This is a genomic window from Citrobacter sp. FP75 (assembly GCF_018342065.1).
Taxonomy (GTDB): Bacteria; Pseudomonadota; Gammaproteobacteria; order Enterobacterales; family Enterobacteriaceae; genus Citrobacter.
Map to the genome: position 1 here is coordinate 126,330 of NZ_JAFDOE010000001.1, position 13,821 is coordinate 140,150.

Annotated in this window: 16 protein-coding genes and 1 other RNA gene; 8 read left to right on the forward strand and 9 right to left on the reverse strand. The window is 51.1% G+C overall.

Features of this window, described 5'->3' with window-relative positions; translation table 11 throughout:
• Positions 1-190: 190 nt before the first annotated feature.
• Entirely contained in the window at positions 191-760 is a 570-nt protein-coding gene (locus tag JQ822_RS00585; protein ID WP_213131833.1) for a YbaY family lipoprotein, read from the forward strand.
• 31 nt (positions 761-791) lie between these two features.
• Here the strand turns inward: JQ822_RS00585 and JQ822_RS00590 are convergent, their stop codons facing one another.
• Entirely contained in the window at positions 792-1,103 is a 312-nt protein-coding gene (locus JQ822_RS00590) for an MGMT family protein (protein WP_213131834.1), read from the reverse strand.
• Positions 1,104-1,265: 162 nt separating this feature from the next.
• Between JQ822_RS00590 and ffs the strand changes: the two genes are divergently transcribed.
• The 3 genes from ffs to JQ822_RS00605 all read left to right on the forward strand — a co-directional run bounded on the left by ffs (position 1,266) and on the right by JQ822_RS00605 (position 2,010).
• An RNA gene (gene ffs / locus JQ822_RS00595) (signal recognition particle sRNA small type) lies at positions 1,266-1,362 on the forward strand.
• A 181-nt stretch (positions 1,363-1,543) separates the two neighbouring features.
• A complete protein-coding gene (locus tag JQ822_RS00600) occupies positions 1,544-1,795 on the forward strand; it encodes a hypothetical protein (protein WP_213131835.1) in 252 nt (83 codons plus the stop codon).
• Positions 1,792-2,010 (forward strand): hypothetical protein, encoded by a 219-nt coding sequence (locus JQ822_RS00605; protein WP_213131836.1) that lies wholly within the window; start codon positions 1,792-1,794, stop codon positions 2,008-2,010. The genes JQ822_RS00600 and JQ822_RS00605 overlap by 4 nt, the downstream gene beginning before the upstream one ends.
• A gap of 60 nt (positions 2,011-2,070) precedes the next feature.
• Here JQ822_RS00605 and yczR read toward each other — a convergent pair whose 3' ends face one another.
• Complete coding sequence (gene yczR / locus JQ822_RS00610) at positions 2,071-3,498, reverse strand: MocR-like transcription factor YczR (RefSeq protein ID WP_213131837.1); 1,428 nt, start codon at positions 3,496-3,498, stop codon at positions 2,071-2,073.
• A gap of 89 nt (positions 3,499-3,587) precedes the next feature.
• On the opposite strand from yczR, the gene yczE reads away from it, so the two are divergent.
• Both yczE and JQ822_RS00620 read left to right on the forward strand, forming a co-directional pair.
• Positions 3,588-4,199, forward strand: coding sequence for a membrane protein YczE (gene yczE, locus JQ822_RS00615; RefSeq protein ID WP_213131838.1), 612 nt, complete (start codon positions 3,588-3,590; stop codon positions 4,197-4,199).
• 82 nt (positions 4,200-4,281) lie between these two features.
• The gene (locus JQ822_RS00620) at positions 4,282-4,635 is read left to right on the forward strand and encodes a DUF1428 domain-containing protein (RefSeq protein WP_135322838.1); all 354 of its coding nucleotides are present in this window, start codon (positions 4,282-4,284) and stop codon (positions 4,633-4,635) included.
• 54 nt (positions 4,636-4,689) lie between these two features.
• Here the strand turns inward: JQ822_RS00620 and JQ822_RS00625 are convergent, their stop codons facing one another.
• Complete coding sequence (locus JQ822_RS00625; RefSeq protein WP_213131839.1) at positions 4,690-6,243, reverse strand: EAL domain-containing protein; 1,554 nt, start codon at positions 6,241-6,243, stop codon at positions 4,690-4,692.
• A 185-nt stretch (positions 6,244-6,428) separates the two neighbouring features.
• Here JQ822_RS00625 and JQ822_RS00630 point away from each other — a divergent pair, with 185 nt between their 5' ends.
• Together JQ822_RS00630 and ykgO are read left to right on the forward strand one after the other, a co-directional pair.
• Positions 6,429-6,704, forward strand: coding sequence for a type B 50S ribosomal protein L31 (locus JQ822_RS00630; protein ID WP_213131840.1), 276 nt, complete (start codon positions 6,429-6,431; stop codon positions 6,702-6,704).
• Positions 6,691-6,831, forward strand: a complete 141-nt coding sequence (gene ykgO, locus JQ822_RS00635; RefSeq protein WP_005125190.1) for a type B 50S ribosomal protein L36 — start codon at positions 6,691-6,693, stop codon at positions 6,829-6,831. The genes JQ822_RS00630 and ykgO overlap by 14 nt, the downstream gene beginning before the upstream one ends.
• A gap of 71 nt (positions 6,832-6,902) precedes the next feature.
• Here the strand turns inward: ykgO and JQ822_RS00640 are convergent, their stop codons facing one another.
• From JQ822_RS00640 to acrA, 6 genes are all read right to left on the reverse strand, one after another.
• Positions 6,903-7,373: a YlaC family protein gene (locus JQ822_RS00640; RefSeq protein ID WP_213131841.1), complete on the reverse strand. Its 471-nt coding sequence runs from the start codon at positions 7,371-7,373 to the stop codon at positions 6,903-6,905.
• A 104-nt stretch (positions 7,374-7,477) separates the two neighbouring features.
• Positions 7,478-8,041 carry a maltose O-acetyltransferase gene (gene maa, locus JQ822_RS00645; protein ID WP_213131842.1) on the reverse strand — a complete coding sequence of 188 codons (564 nt, stop codon included), beginning with the start codon at positions 8,039-8,041 and terminating at the stop codon, positions 7,478-7,480.
• Positions 8,042-8,230: 189 nt separating this feature from the next.
• On the reverse strand, positions 8,231-8,449 hold the full coding sequence (locus JQ822_RS00650) for an HHA domain-containing protein (protein ID WP_002892050.1): 219 nt from the start codon (positions 8,447-8,449) through the stop codon (positions 8,231-8,233).
• Positions 8,450-8,476: 27 nt separating this feature from the next.
• Positions 8,477-8,851 (reverse strand): Hha toxicity modulator TomB, encoded by a 375-nt coding sequence (gene tomB / locus JQ822_RS00655; protein WP_213131843.1) that lies wholly within the window; start codon positions 8,849-8,851, stop codon positions 8,477-8,479.
• Between the two features lie 484 nt (positions 8,852-9,335).
• Complete coding sequence (gene acrB / locus JQ822_RS00660) at positions 9,336-12,485, reverse strand: efflux RND transporter permease AcrB (protein ID WP_213131844.1); 3,150 nt, start codon at positions 12,483-12,485, stop codon at positions 9,336-9,338.
• Between the two features lie 22 nt (positions 12,486-12,507).
• Complete coding sequence (gene acrA / locus JQ822_RS00665) at positions 12,508-13,698, reverse strand: multidrug efflux RND transporter periplasmic adaptor subunit AcrA (protein WP_213131845.1); 1,191 nt, start codon at positions 13,696-13,698, stop codon at positions 12,508-12,510.
• Positions 13,699-13,821: the final 123 nt, after the last annotated feature.

Consider the following 13,821-nt stretch of genomic DNA (forward strand, 5'->3'; position numbering starts at 1 on the left):
ATGTCGCAGCGAGGTAGGCAGAGTATAACGCAATTTTGAAAGTGGTCCGATGGGTGCAATTGTCTGAATTACGGGCCTATTACAGGCAAAAGCAGCTGTCTTGTGCCACACTTAGTCACGTTATGTTTTTGTTAACCACTCTTCTGGCGAGGAAAGTTCTCGCTGGTGCATAGATGAGAAGGAGAATTTAATGAAACTCGTGCACATGGTAAGTGGTTTAGCAGTTGCGGTCGCTCTGGCGGCCTGTGCTGATAAAAGTGCAGATATTCAGACACCTGCGCCAAGCCCTAACACGTCAATTGCTGACACACAGTCAAAAATTCAACAGCCGAATGTTTCTGGTACGGTATGGATCCGCCAAAAAGTGGCCTTGCCGCCGGATGCTGTGCTGACCGTCACACTGTCGGATGCTTCGCTGGCCGATGCACCGTCAAAAGTTCTGTCGCAAAAAGCGGTTCGTACTGAAGGTAAGCAGGCGCCATTCAGCTTCGTGTTACCGTTTAATCCGGCGGATATTCAGCCTAATGCCCGCATTTTGTTGAGTGCGGCGATCATGGTGAATGACAAACTGGTCTTTATTACGGATACCGTTCAGCCGGTCATCAATCAGGGCGGCACCAAGGCCGATCTGACGCTGGTCCCTGTCCAGCAGATGGAAGTCCCGGTTCAGGCCAGCGGCGGCGCGGCAACCACGGTGCCGTCAACGTCACCCACGCAGGTGAACCCGTCTTCTGCTGTTCCAGCGCCTACGCAGTACTAAGGTTGTCATAACCCTCTCCGCAAGGGGAGGGTTAATACACCCAGCGATAACGCTGTAAATCGATTTGCCCACCCCCTGAAACCATGACACCTTCAGCCAGTAATGCCTGGCGCTGGCGCTGTAAATCCGGCCCGGTTAGCGATATTGCACCATGACGATTAACGACGCGATGCCAGGGCAGGGTGCTGCCTTCGGGAAGTCGTTTGAGTACGCCGCCGACCTGGCGTGCTGCACGTGGCGATCCGGCAAGCCTGGCTACATCACCATAGGTGGTCACGAATCCTTCGGGGATTGCGGCGACGATTTGCCAGACACGTTGGGGAAATGAGTCTTGTATATCCATCGTTTATTCCTGCGCTAATCCTCCAGCATAATCCGGAATGCCGGGTGAGTGAAGCCGCATTGCACAAGAAAACAGCATCCGGTGCTGGATGGGTTGCAATTACAGGGTGCAGCAGTGATAATGCGCCTGCGCGTTGGTTAACAACGCTCTCAATGGGGGCTCTGTTGGTTCTCCCGCAACACTACTCTGTTTACCAGGTCAGGTCCGGAAGGAAGCAGCCAAGGCAGATGACGTGTGTGCCGGGATGTAGCTGGCAGGGCCCCCACCCAATTCTGCCTTCCGGTAATCTCTCTCACTTTTTCTTATTTTTGTCACTGTACTGTCATTTTTTTGTCATCAAATGCTGTCAATGTGTTTCAGGGATGTTATTCACTGTTTCTGCTATCTCGTTCGCGCCGCCTGGATGTGTTTCCAGTGCCTGACCACAAGGATTTTTCACGATGTCGAACGCAGTATTGAATGTCAAAATTGATGAGACGCTAAAAGAAAAACTTCGCCATTACGCTGAAGTGAATAATGAAAATCTAAGCATCACCACACAAAAGTTGCTGCTTATTGCATTTTCCGCAGTAGAAGAGGCGGGAGTCTGTGCAGAAGAGATTGACAGCCAGCACACGGAGGAATCCGTAGTTGAGGCGCTGACTCCTAAAGAAATCAAAGCATTGCGTAGATTGCTGAAGAAGAAAAAATGAAACAACAACCGCTCTCAACCGCCTGTAATTATGGCGAAGCCTGTGAAATGCTGCGTTCCGGCTATGTAAAGCATGTACGCCTGAGCTGGGATGTCGGCAGCGATGAGTTCTTCCGTATTGCTTCTGACTGGTGCGATGCCGGGGCAAAAATTAAGAAAGATGGCGAGAATTTTATTATTTCCCTCAAAGGGTTCCCCGTCCCTCGCCAGCAGTAATAATGTCCTGTCTCACTTCGTGAGTTGTGGCAATCAATGACGAGTCCTGCGACTCGTCGCTTAGATTATTTTGCGTATTTTCCCGTGGCTTGCCTGTGAACGCAGGTTGTCCCAAATCGGCTGCAATGTTCTGAAGGCGGAGCGCATCGTTTCATCCGGCAGCGCGAAGGGCATGCGTAAGAAACGATCGAATGCACCCGCTAATCCGAAGCGCGTGCCGGTGCCCAGTTGAATACCGGCGCTTTCGGCGCGGGTGGCAAACAGCGTCGCCAGCGTATCGGGTAATTCGACCCAAAAAGATAACCCGCCCTGCGGTTGGGTAAATTGCCATTCCGGAAAATGAGACGTCATCAGGGCGCGACACTGGTCGCGTCTGGTGGTGAGCAATTGCCTTCTGCCGGGGAGAAAATGCGCGGCGTTATCCAGCAACCAGCCGGTAGCGAGTTGCTCCAGCACCGGTGAACCTAAATCAAACGTGTCGCGGGTTTGCACCAGTGCGGCAATGGTTCGCGACGGTGCGCGCACCCATCCCAGACGTAATCCTCCCCAGAAACTTTTCCCCGTAGATCCCAGCAAAATGATCGGGGCGTCGCGATTGAAGGCGGCGAGCGGCGGCGGTGGCGGGGCGTCATACCACAGGTTGACCATGGTTTCGTCCACCACCAGGGTGGTGTGTGTCCTGGCGGCGATATCGGCCACAACCTGACGTGTGGCCGCATCCATACAACGTCCGGTGGGATTATGAAAATCCGGCATCAGGTAAGCCATGCGTGGGGCGGTTTGCGCGATAGTCGCGATAAGACCCGCGGTATCCCAGCCTTGTTCGGGCAGCGAGACCCCGACCGGTCGGCAGGAGGCCCCCTGAATAGCCGCAATGGCGAGCGGGTAAGTGGGGTGATCGACCACCACACGATCGCCAGGACCGGTAAGCAATCGCAGGATCAGTGCCAGTCCGCTGACTGCACCATTTACCACCATTACCTCGTCGGGCAACGTAGGCAATCCGCGTTCGCAATAATGACGGGCGATAGCTTCACGCAACGAAGGTAGCCCCTGAGGCAGATACCCCGAACTCAGCAGATGCTGCGGCATGGCAGACAGCGCCTGCTGGTAAGCCTGATGAATTTCGGGGCCGGCACTGAGTGCGGCAGTGGACAGATCGAGCGCGGTGCTGGTGCCGGTGCGCGTAGGGACATGCCGAATATGATCCGGCAGGATCACCCGTGAGCCGCTTCCATGGCGACTTTCCAGATACCCCTCTTCACGCAGTTGCGCCATTGCGCTGGCGATAGTCGTACGGCTGACTTCCAGTACCGCCGCGAGTTCGCGCTCGCCGGGCAGTCGGCTATCCAGCGCCAGCCGACCATCGAGTATCAGCAGACGCAGGGCTTCAGCCAGCTGTCGCCAGATTGGGGTGCGTGAGGAGGTCTCCTGCCAGTGCCCGAGCAGGCGCTGAAGAGACTGACTTCCGTAACGGCGAGATGACATAGCAGTCCACTTTTTGAAAACTGGACATTAATCATAGTGCCAATTGCGGCGAAGATGAAAATAATCTGAGTGGGGAGAGGTGAAAAAACATGCTACGTCGTTTACTGCAATTGTTTATCGGGCTGACGCTTTATGGCGTGTCGACGGCCATGTTTGTGCGTGCGGATTTAGGGGCCGACCCCTGGAACGTTTTTCATCTGGGCGTGGCAAATCTGTTGACGATGAATATCGGCGTGGTGATTATTGCCGTGGGTGTATTGGTACTGTTGGCATGGATACCGCTGCGCCAACGCCCGGGATTTGGCACGTTGAGTAATGTCATTATGATCGGATTGGCGGCTGATGTGGCGCTGATGGTGATCCCGGGATTTGAATCCTTGTTCGCACGCAGTGGGCTGTTAGTGTCGGCGGTGATACTGAATGCCTTAGCGACCGGACTGTATATTGGTGCGGGTTTTGGCGCCGGCCCTCGCGACGGTCTGATGACCGGTATTCACGCGCGTACCGGTTGGCCAGTAAGGCGAATTCGTACTGCCATCGAAGTGTCTGTGTTGCTTATCGGCTGGCTACTTGGAGGAACGGTAGGCGTTGGTACGGTGCTGTATGCGCTGGCTATTGGCCCGCTTATTCAGCTTTGCCTGCCGTGGTTTCGGCATCAACCGCAGTCACGCATTCGGGTTCGGAATGAACCTACGGCATGATCGTGAGCTGACGACTAAACTTAATCTCGACTGACGCGGCCGGAATCGGCTTGCCGCGCAGTAAACTTCGGAGGCTTTTCTCATGAAGTATGTCGATGGTTTTGTGGTTGCCGTACCCGCTGAAAACAAGGAGGCTTACATCGCGATGGCGGCAAAAGCTGCTCCGCTTTTCAAGGAATTCGGTGCATTGCGGGTTGTTGAATGCTGGGCAGATGATGTTCCCGACGGCAAGTTGACCGATTTTCGCATGGCAGTGAAAGCGCAGGATCATGAAGAAGTGGTATTCAGTTGGATTGAATATCCTTCAAAAGAAGCCCGTGATGCGGCGAATCAAAAGATGATGTCCGATCCCCGAATGAAAGAATTCGGGGACTCGATGCCCTTTGATGGCAAGCGCATGATTTACGGGGGATTCTCGCCCATTATGGACGACTGATGTGACTGGCTGTGCGGCGTGCCGCCAGCCATCTCAACATTCACCGGTATCATGCTACAACCGTTGCTCCGCCCACAGGATAAACTCCGCTTTCGGCAATGCTTTACTGTATAGCCAGCCCTGGCCGTATTGCACGCCGTGCTGTCGTAGCCAGTCCTCCTGATTTTTCGTCTCGATACCTTCAGCCACCATCTCCAGCTTCAGCGTTTTGGCGATCTCGATAATATGCGGCGTCACGTTGTTGTATTCCAGCGCATCTACGAAGGATTTGTCGATCTTCAGAATATCGACATCCAGATCCTGCAAATAGCTGAGGCTGGAATAGCCAGTGCCAAAATCATCAATATAAATAGAATGCCCCGCCTGGCGGTATTTGGCGATAAACGGGCCGCTGGTTTTCGGATCGGCAAAGGCGCGTTCTGTCAGTTCCAGGGCAATCTGCGACGGTTTTATCTGACAGTGATTAATCTTCTGGCTGAGCAGACCCGGCAGTGTTTCTGACATCAGATTATCTGCCTCAAGATTGATGGAGATATGCTGTTCTGGATGGTGGTGCAGCCATTTTCCCAGATCGTCAAAAACGCTTTCAATAATCAGGCGAGTGAGTGGCGTCGTCAGTCCGGTCTGTTGTGCCAGCGCGACGAAAATCTCTGGTGAGAGAAAATTGCCATCAGGCTGTGGCCAGCGGGCTAACGCTTCGGCACCCACCACTTTCCCGGTACGAAGGGAAATGATTGGCTGATAGTACACCTTAATATCGCGGTGCTGGATAGCTTCCTGCAACTGGTGATGAGGGGACTGCAAACGGCGCAAAATACGCAGCGTAAAGGCGGCGGTGAGCAGGCCGATAAGGATCCCCGCCGGGAGCCAGATAAGCGCCTGCCGGTGCCATATTTTTTGCAGCGGCAGCGTTGAGGCCCAGCTTACGACAGTGATACCTAATTCAGGGAAGGGGCGGACATTGTAAATAATCCCCTCTTTTTGCAAGTGTGAAGTGGCATTGTCTTGTTGAAGATTATGCAAAATATCTGCAGGCAGCGTGCCGCTACTGGTGACGATCCTTTTTTTATCGGCGCCAATAATGGCGACATCAATCGGCCAGGAACCAAACGGAACAACGTCAATGAAAGTGCTGGGATCGATCATCACCACATAATGTTCGCTACCTAACGCGGCCATAAAACGCTGGATCCCTAAATCGTTTTCAGTGGTTAACCAGGCACGATAACCATCCTGTGTTATTTTCATTGGTGCAGGGAAGGCAGCGGCGCGACTTTTTTTCTCGAGGGAGGAGCATTGCGGAACATTGCCCTTGAGGTACAGCACCTCCTGAATATAGCGATAGCTGTAGGACAATCGACGCATTTCCAGCAAATGTTCCTCCCCGCAGGGTTCTCCCTGAAAGGTCTCGATTTGGCGTAATGCTTGTTTCGCCTGCTCGCCTACTTTCTCTGTCCGCAAAGCAACCCGGTTGGTGTAAGAATCAAGCTCATCAAAAAATTTTGTTTCGACCTGACGATACGCCAGCCACAGGCTTAACCCCACTGGCACAAGGATGGACAGGATCAGTATTCCGGTCACCAGGCCGATCAGATGTCGTGTTGTCACAGTGATATCCTTATTTACACAGCGTAGGGAAAGTATATCCGAAACTGAAAAAGCTATTCGAACGACATCATATATTTAGGCAGCGTATTTCCTGAATTACTTACCCACAGTGAAAATCAGGTTGAGCCTGGGGGGAGAGTGGTGTACTTTATGTGTTATGTTATATTGTAACAATAGAGGTTGCTATGAAGCCGGATATCCATCCCTTTTATCGTACCGTGGTGTTCCACGATACCAGTGCTAATGAATACTTTAAGGTTGGTTCAACCATCAAAACGGAACGTGAGATTGAATTTGAGGGGAAAACGTATCCGTACGTGACCCTTGATATCTCTTCTAAGTCGCACCCGTACTATACCGGGAAACAAAAGACGTTCGACAACGAAGGCAGCGCGGCGCGCTTCCAGAAACGTTTTGGTCATTTTATTGGTGTTAAGCGAGGTTCAAATGCAGGTTCTTAATTCACTTCGTAGCGCCAAACAGCGTCATCCTGACTGCCAGATAGTTAAACGCAAAGGGCGTTTGTATGTTATCTGCAAAACAAATCCGCGATTTAAAGCGGTGCAGGGTCGAAAGAAAAGACGTTAGATATTTTGCCAATATTTCAGGGGATCAAGTGCGTGCCAAAGGGGACGCACTTTTTTTTGCGGGCTGGCAGGTTACTGGCTGGCTTCTGCGCGGGTTAGCGTGAAGACATCGTAGAAGGAGAGTTCGCCTTTACGCGCCATCATTTTTTGCAGTTGTGTCTTACGTTCGCTATCTACTCGCGGTGAGCGCAGTATGGTCTCAATGAGCGTCGGTGGAACAAAGCGCGTGTTGTACCATTCGCCGTTATAGCAAACCCGGAAGTCCAGCACGTCAATGTCTTCAAAGCGGTAACGTGGCGCGACGTCAAAAAAGAAAAAACCATTGAGGATGACAAACAGTACCACCAGCAGCCACACCGAATCGACCAACGTTTCTGATTGCAGCATCACCGCCAGTGTGGCAAACCAGGCGACATACATGCCGATAAACAGCCCCGGATGTTTGCGAATGAAGCTGATGCTAAAACGTGGTCTGTTATCGCGCTTCTCGCGAATATTTAAGTCGTCAATTGTTTCGGTGAGCAGGCGCTGTATTTCTGTCATCTCTTGCCTTCGTGATGTCTTCAATATTCAGGTAGGATCATCCTATTTTAAAAGGGGATAGTGCCTGAAAAAAGTAACAGATTAACCACAATTTAGCATAACAGTTACATTTGAGAACATAGCGTTTTGATGATCCGTGCGGGATTACCGCCCACAACGGTATTGGCTGGGACGCTTTTGGTAACCACCGCCCCTGAAGCCACGACCACGTTGTCTCCCAGCGTTACGCCGGGATTTATCACTGCGCGTCCGCCTATCCAGACGTTATTACCAATGGTAACGGGTTTACCCAATTCTTTACCGCTGTTTCGTTCATCAGCATCCAGGGGATGCGTTGCGGTATAGATATGAACCCCCGGTGCCAGCATGCAGTTATCGCCAATATGGATCGGGCAGACATCAAGCATAACGCAGTCGAAGTTAGCGTAAAATTCTTTACCGAGAGTGATGTTATAGCCGTAGTCGCAACGGAAAGAGGGTTCAATATACGCCCCCTCGCTTTGACCCAACAGATCATGCAGAATAACCTGACGCTCGTGAGTATCTTCGGGAGCGGTGAGATTGTATCGATGAATCAACTGACGAGCGCGCAGTCGGTCGTTGCGCAACGTATCATCTGAAGGACGATACAGGTCGCCGGCGATCATCTTTTGTTTTTCCTCACTCATTACGATTTTTCCTGTTTGCTGATGGTTTATCGCAATACAGTAAAACGCAATAGGCATAAGGGGAACGTTCCCATCACTTCGCTGTGATCGCAATCACGTGATTTGAATTAAATAATAGTTGTATAAACGAAGAGGTGGTCAGTCAGACAAACAAATGTACCGCGATAGCTGACTTAACCTCGTGAGCAATTAGCGAATAAATTTCCAAACGGAAGTTGGGATCTTGTCGTAGAGCTTATTCATCGTCAATTCAGCAAGGCGATGGTCTGCTGCTGAGTAAAATACAGCCAGTTCATTGTCGGACAATTCATATTTATTTTTCTCAATAACGCGCTCAAGCGTGTCAATTGTCTGGCAGCGTCGCAGGCGCATCAAATAATCAGTTTTAGTTAATGGTTTATCGGACATAACTCTTACCTATGATTGTAATAATTTTTAACAAGACAAACTAACAGGATTAGCCCTGGTGGCATTGACAAAACAGCGAAACAGTCGATTTCCGGACTTTCGCCATTTCTGCAAATCCTGCGTATTAATACCATAATTGCTGAACAACATAAAAGTGTCATCCAGGTATTCATCAATCTGTGCAATCAGCTTATTGTCCTCATTGTACTTAATTTTATAATTAAGTGCGAAGGTTGCAATATGCTCTATCAGTTCATTGAGCTGCAAGCTGGTTGCTGAGGTTGGGTCATTAACCCAGCCATGGCTGCTTTGTTCAAGGTTTGCAAGACAATCATGATACAGGGTTTCACAGAGAAATTTAAGCTGTGCGATATCATGTCTTTTAGGTGAGTACTCGTCCATAACGCATCCCCTTCTTAGTGGTTAACTAACCGAACACCTTCGGGGTGGATACAACAAACTACCTGGAACTTGCCCGTGACTCCTGATGATTTAACTATAATCTACTCTAAAAAAGATTTCATCGTCATATCACGAAAAATTACAATTACGCAAAATTATGATGTGGCACCCTTTTACATTCTACCTGACAAATGTGGGTATTCGAAATGGAACAACTTCTTTATTGTTCGGGCAATCATCAGCTTAACGGGTTTAGCTTTAGCAATCAAAGGCAACCCTTAACAATGTCGATGAGTGGCTAGGATTAATCTTAATATTTATTTAAGTAAATAAGAAATCTCAATGAATTTTAAGAATAGCCTTTAAGCCAACAAGGATTATATCGCTTATTCACCTGACAGAAAATAAACGTTATCACAATAAGTGAATTTTATGAGATTAACAGAAAAAAGGCCGCTTGCGCGGCCTTTTCATTAGCGATGAATCAATGGTGATCAACCGGGTGGCTGTGCTCAACATCTTCGGTCTTGCGGCTAAAGCGGCGGCGGACCACCACAAAGAATACCGGAACGAAGAAGATAGCCAGTACGGTTGCCGTGACCATCCCGCCCATTACGCCTGTACCGACGGCGTTCTGCGCACCACTACCTGCGCCGGAGCTGATAACCAGCGGCATAACGCCGAGAATAAAGGCCAGCGACGTCATCAGGATCGGACGTAAGCGCATGCGGACCGCGTCCAGCGTCGCCTCGACCAGACCTTTACCCTCTTTATCCATCAAGTCTTTGGCGAATTCGACGATCAGTATCGCGTTCTTCGCCGACAACCCAATGGTTGTGAGCAGGCCTACCTGGAAGTAAACGTCGTTGGTCAGTCCGCGGAACGTCGCGGCCAGCAATGCACCGATAACCCCCAGCGGAACCACCAGCATAACGGAGAACGGAATTGACCAGCTCTCGTACAGTGCTGCCAGACACAGGAAGACGACGATCAGTGAAATGGCATACAGGGCAGGGGCCTGGTTGCCGGACAGTCGTTCCTGATAAGACATACCGGTCCAGTCATAGCCGATACCGGACGGCAGTTTGCTCGCCAGTTGCTCCATCATCGCCATGGCTTCACCGGTACTTTTACCCGGAGCAGCCTGACCTAAGATTTCCATGGAAGGCAGACCGTTATAGCGTTCCAGACGCGGTGAACCGTATTCCCAACGTGAGGTAGAGAAGGCGGAGAATGGTACCATCTGCCCATCGCTACCGCGGACATACCAGTTTCCGATATCTTCCGGCAACATACGGTATTTAGCTTCAGACATAACGTAAACTTTCTTCACACGACCACGGTCGATGAAGTCGTTCACGTAGCTTCCGCCCCATGCTGCACCCAGGGTTGTATTAATATCACTAATGGAAACGCCCAGCGCCTGCGCTTTTTCCTGATCGATATCGATCTTGAATTGCGGCGTATCTTCCAGGCCGTTAGGACGAACACCCACCAACAGGTCAGGATGTTTGGCCACTTCACCAAACAGCTGGTTACGCGCCTGGGTCAGTTTATCATGGCCCAGACCGCCCTGGTCAATCAACTGGAAGTCAAAACCGGTTGCCGTACCCAGTTCAACAATCGCAGGCAGGTTAAAGGCGAAGACCATCGCATCTTTAATCTTCGAGAACGCACCCATCGCGCGAGCGGTGATTGCTTCAACCTTGTTCTCTTCGCCCGGACGTTCGCTCCAGTCTTTTAACGACACGAAGGCAATACCGGTGTTCTGACCACGTCCCGCAAAACCGAAGCCGTTAACGGCAAACACCGATTCAACGTTCGCTTTTTCTTTGGTCAGATAGTAATCCGTCATTTCGTCCAGCACCTTCTGGGTACGCTCTTGCGTTGCACCCGCTGGCAGCTGAGCCATGGACAGGAATACCCCCTGGTCTTCATCCGGCAAGAAGGAGCTTGGCAGACGAACGAACAGATAAGCCATGCCCACGACGATGATCAGATACAGCGCCAGATAACGACCCGTACTGCGCAGAATGCCGCCAACGCTGTCGGTATAGTGGTGGGTGCTCTTATCGAACATGCGGTTGAACCAGCCGAAGAAGCCTTTTTTGCCTTCTCCGTGATCGCCCTTAGCAATCGGTTTGAGCATGGTTGCACAAAGCGCCGGGGTCAGAATCAATGCCACCAGTACTGACAACGCCATCGCAGACACAATGGTGATGGAGAACTGACGGTAAATTGCCCCGGTAGAACCACCGAAGAAGGCCATCGGGATAAATACCGCTGACAGAACCATCGCGATACCCACCAGTGCGCCCTGAATCTGGCCCATTGATTTACGCGTCGCTTCTTTCGGTGGTAGTCCTTCTTCAGACATAACACGCTCAACGTTCTCGACCACCACGATGGCGTCATCCACCAACAGGCCGATGGCGAGTACCATCCCGAACATCGTTAGGGTGTTTATCGAGAAGCCGAAAATAGCCAGAACCGCAAAGGTACCCAACAAGACCACCGGTACGGCGATGGTCGGAATCAACGTCGCGCGGAAGTTCTGCAAGAACAGATACATAACCAGGAACACGAGGATGATCGCTTCCGCCAGCGTTTTCACCACTTCGTGAATTGAGATTTTCACGAACGGCGTGGTGTCATACGGGTAAACAATTTTCAGGCCTGATGGGAAGTACGGCTCCATCTTCGCGAGTTCAGCGCGGATGGCGTTAGCGGTATCCAGAGCGTTAGCGCCTGTCGCCAGTTTGATACCCAGACCGGAAGCGGGTTTGCCGTTAAACTTCGCAATGATGTCGTAGTTTTCGCCACCCAACTCCACTTTTGCCACGTCACGCAAACGAACCTGAGAACCGTCCTGATTAACTTTCAGCAGAATTTTGCTGAACTCATCGGCAGACGTCAGACGGGTTTGTGCAATGATTGACGCGTTAAGTTGCTGGCCTTTCACCGGTGGCGTACCACCAAGCTGACCGGCTGCAACCTGGGCGTTCTGCGCTTTAATTGCGCTGATCACATCAACCGGCGTCAGCTGGAAGTTGTTCAGTTTGTTCGGATCCATCCAGATACGCATTGCGTACTGGGAACCGAATAACTGAACGTCACCCACACCTGAGGTTCGGCTGATGGCGTCCTTCATGTTGGCGCCCACGTAGTCGGAAATATCCTCCTGCGTCATGGTGCCGTTGGTGTTGATAACACCAACAACCATCAGGAAGCTACTTGAAGACTTCTCAACGCTAACCCCTTGTTGTTGAACTTCCTGAGGCAATAACGGCATCGCCAGCTGCAGTTTGTTCTGTACCTGCACCTGTGCGATATCCGCATCAGTACCTGACTGGAAGGTAAGGGTGATCTGCACGGTACCCGTGGAGTCACTGTTGGAGGACATGTACATCAGGTTATCGATACCGTTCATATTCTGTTCGATAACCTGCGTAACAGTATCCTGTACTGTTTTCGCATCAGCGCCAGGGTAGGTCGCGGAGATCGTCACTGCAGGCGGTGCAATAGTCGGATATTGCGCTACCGGCAATTTGAGGATCGCGAGCCCCCCTGCCAACATGATGATAATGGCGATCACCCATGCAAATATGGGGCGATCGATAAAGAAATTAGGCATGTCTTAACGGCTCCTGTTTAAGTTAAGACTTGGACTGTTCAGGCTGGCTACCGCTTGCGGCTTGCTGGTTATTATCCGCGGTGACTTCCTGTGCTTTTACCTGTGCGCCAGGACGTACTTTTTGCAGCCCACTCACAATCACGCGGTCGCCCGGCTTCAGTCCTTCTGTGACCAACCATTTATCGCCAATTGCTTGTGCTGCCACAATTTGACGGGTTTCCACTTTGTCATCTGCACCGATAACTAACGCACTGGCCTCACCGCGCGGTGTACGGGTTACACCTTGCTGCGGAACTAGTATTGCCGTTGGGTTGATCCCTTCTTCCAGACGCGCACGGACGAACATACCCGGCAGTAAGGTGTGATCCGGGTTAGGGAAGATGGCGCGCAATGTGATAGAACCGGTGGTCTGATCAACCGTCACGTCAGAAAACTCCAGCGTACCGGACTGCGGGAACTTAATGCCGTCGCTGGTCACCAGTTCCACTTTCGCTTTACCGTTTTCTTGTTTCAGTTTGCCATTTGCCAGCTCTTGTTTCAGACGCAGGAAATCGTTGCTTGACTGCGTAACGTCGACATAGATTGGATCCAGTTGCTGAACGGTCGCCAGTGCGGTCGCCTGACCGTTTTGTACCAGAGCACCTTCCGTGACGGCAGACTTACCAATGCGGCCGCTAATGGGCGACGTGACTTTGGTATACGCCAGGTTAATGCGAGCAGTTTCTACTGCGGCTTTAGCAGCAACAACGGCGGCATTCGCCTGTTGTGCATCGGCCTGAGCGGTATCGTAGTCCTGTTGACTGATGTACTTGGTACCCAACAGTTTCTGATAACGTTTCACCGTCAGTTGAGCGATATTAGCCGCCGCCTGTGCTTTGGCCAGATCGCCTTTTGCGCTTTCATACGCGGCCTGGTAAGTAGCAGGATCAATCTGATACAGAGACACACCCGCTTCGATATCGCCACCTTCTGTGAAATTACGCTTCAGGATGATGCCGCTAACCTGAGGGCGAACTTCTGCAATGCGGAAAGCACTGGTGCGACCCGGGAGTTCAGTTGTGATCTGTAGAGGTTCAGTTTTGAGCGTCACAACTCCAACCTCTGGCATCTGCTGGCCTTGTTGGGCCTGTTTGTCGTCACATCCTGTTAGCGCTAAGCTGCCTGAGAGCATCAGAACGACTGCCAGAGGCGTTAACCCTCTGTTTTTGTTCATATGTAAACCTCGAGTGTCCGATTTCAAATTGATCAATGGCTTAAAGCCCATAAACCCATTGCTGCGTTTATATTATCGTCGTGCTATGGTACATACATTCACAAATGTATGTAAATCTAACGC

What these genes read in the sequence shown, in the direction of transcription:
- maa (WP_213131842.1), bottom strand. Translation starts at nt 8,041, where the DNA reads ATGAGTGAGGAAAAACAAAAGATGATCGCCGGCGACCTGTATCGTCCT.
- acrA (WP_213131845.1), bottom strand. Translation starts at nt 13,698, where the DNA reads ATGAACAAAAACAGAGGGTTAACGCCTCTGGCAGTCGTTCTGATGCTC.
- tomB (WP_213131843.1), bottom strand. Translation starts at nt 8,851, where the DNA reads ATGGACGAGTACTCACCTAAAAGACATGATATCGCACAGCTTAAATTT.
- acrB (WP_213131844.1), bottom strand. Translation starts at nt 12,485, where the DNA reads ATGCCTAATTTCTTTATCGATCGCCCCATATTTGCATGGGTGATCGCC.
- JQ822_RS00590 (WP_213131834.1), bottom strand. Translation starts at nt 1,103, where the DNA reads ATGGATATACAAGACTCATTTCCCCAACGTGTCTGGCAAATCGTCGCC.
- JQ822_RS00585 (WP_213131833.1), top strand. Translation starts at nt 191, where the DNA reads ATGAAACTCGTGCACATGGTAAGTGGTTTAGCAGTTGCGGTCGCTCTG.
- yczE (WP_213131838.1), top strand. Translation starts at nt 3,588, where the DNA reads ATGCTACGTCGTTTACTGCAATTGTTTATCGGGCTGACGCTTTATGGC.
- yczR (WP_213131837.1), bottom strand. Translation starts at nt 3,498, where the DNA reads ATGTCATCTCGCCGTTACGGAAGTCAGTCTCTTCAGCGCCTGCTCGGG.
- JQ822_RS00640 (WP_213131841.1), bottom strand. Translation starts at nt 7,373, where the DNA reads ATGACAGAAATACAGCGCCTGCTCACCGAAACAATTGACGACTTAAAT.
- ykgO (WP_005125190.1), top strand. Translation starts at nt 6,691, where the DNA reads ATGCAGGTTCTTAATTCACTTCGTAGCGCCAAACAGCGTCATCCTGAC.
- JQ822_RS00650 (WP_002892050.1), bottom strand. Translation starts at nt 8,449, where the DNA reads ATGTCCGATAAACCATTAACTAAAACTGATTATTTGATGCGCCTGCGA.
- JQ822_RS00605 (WP_213131836.1), top strand. Translation starts at nt 1,792, where the DNA reads ATGAAACAACAACCGCTCTCAACCGCCTGTAATTATGGCGAAGCCTGT.
- JQ822_RS00630 (WP_213131840.1), top strand. Translation starts at nt 6,429, where the DNA reads ATGAAGCCGGATATCCATCCCTTTTATCGTACCGTGGTGTTCCACGAT.
- JQ822_RS00600 (WP_213131835.1), top strand. Translation starts at nt 1,544, where the DNA reads ATGTCGAACGCAGTATTGAATGTCAAAATTGATGAGACGCTAAAAGAA.
- JQ822_RS00620 (WP_135322838.1), top strand. Translation starts at nt 4,282, where the DNA reads ATGAAGTATGTCGATGGTTTTGTGGTTGCCGTACCCGCTGAAAACAAG.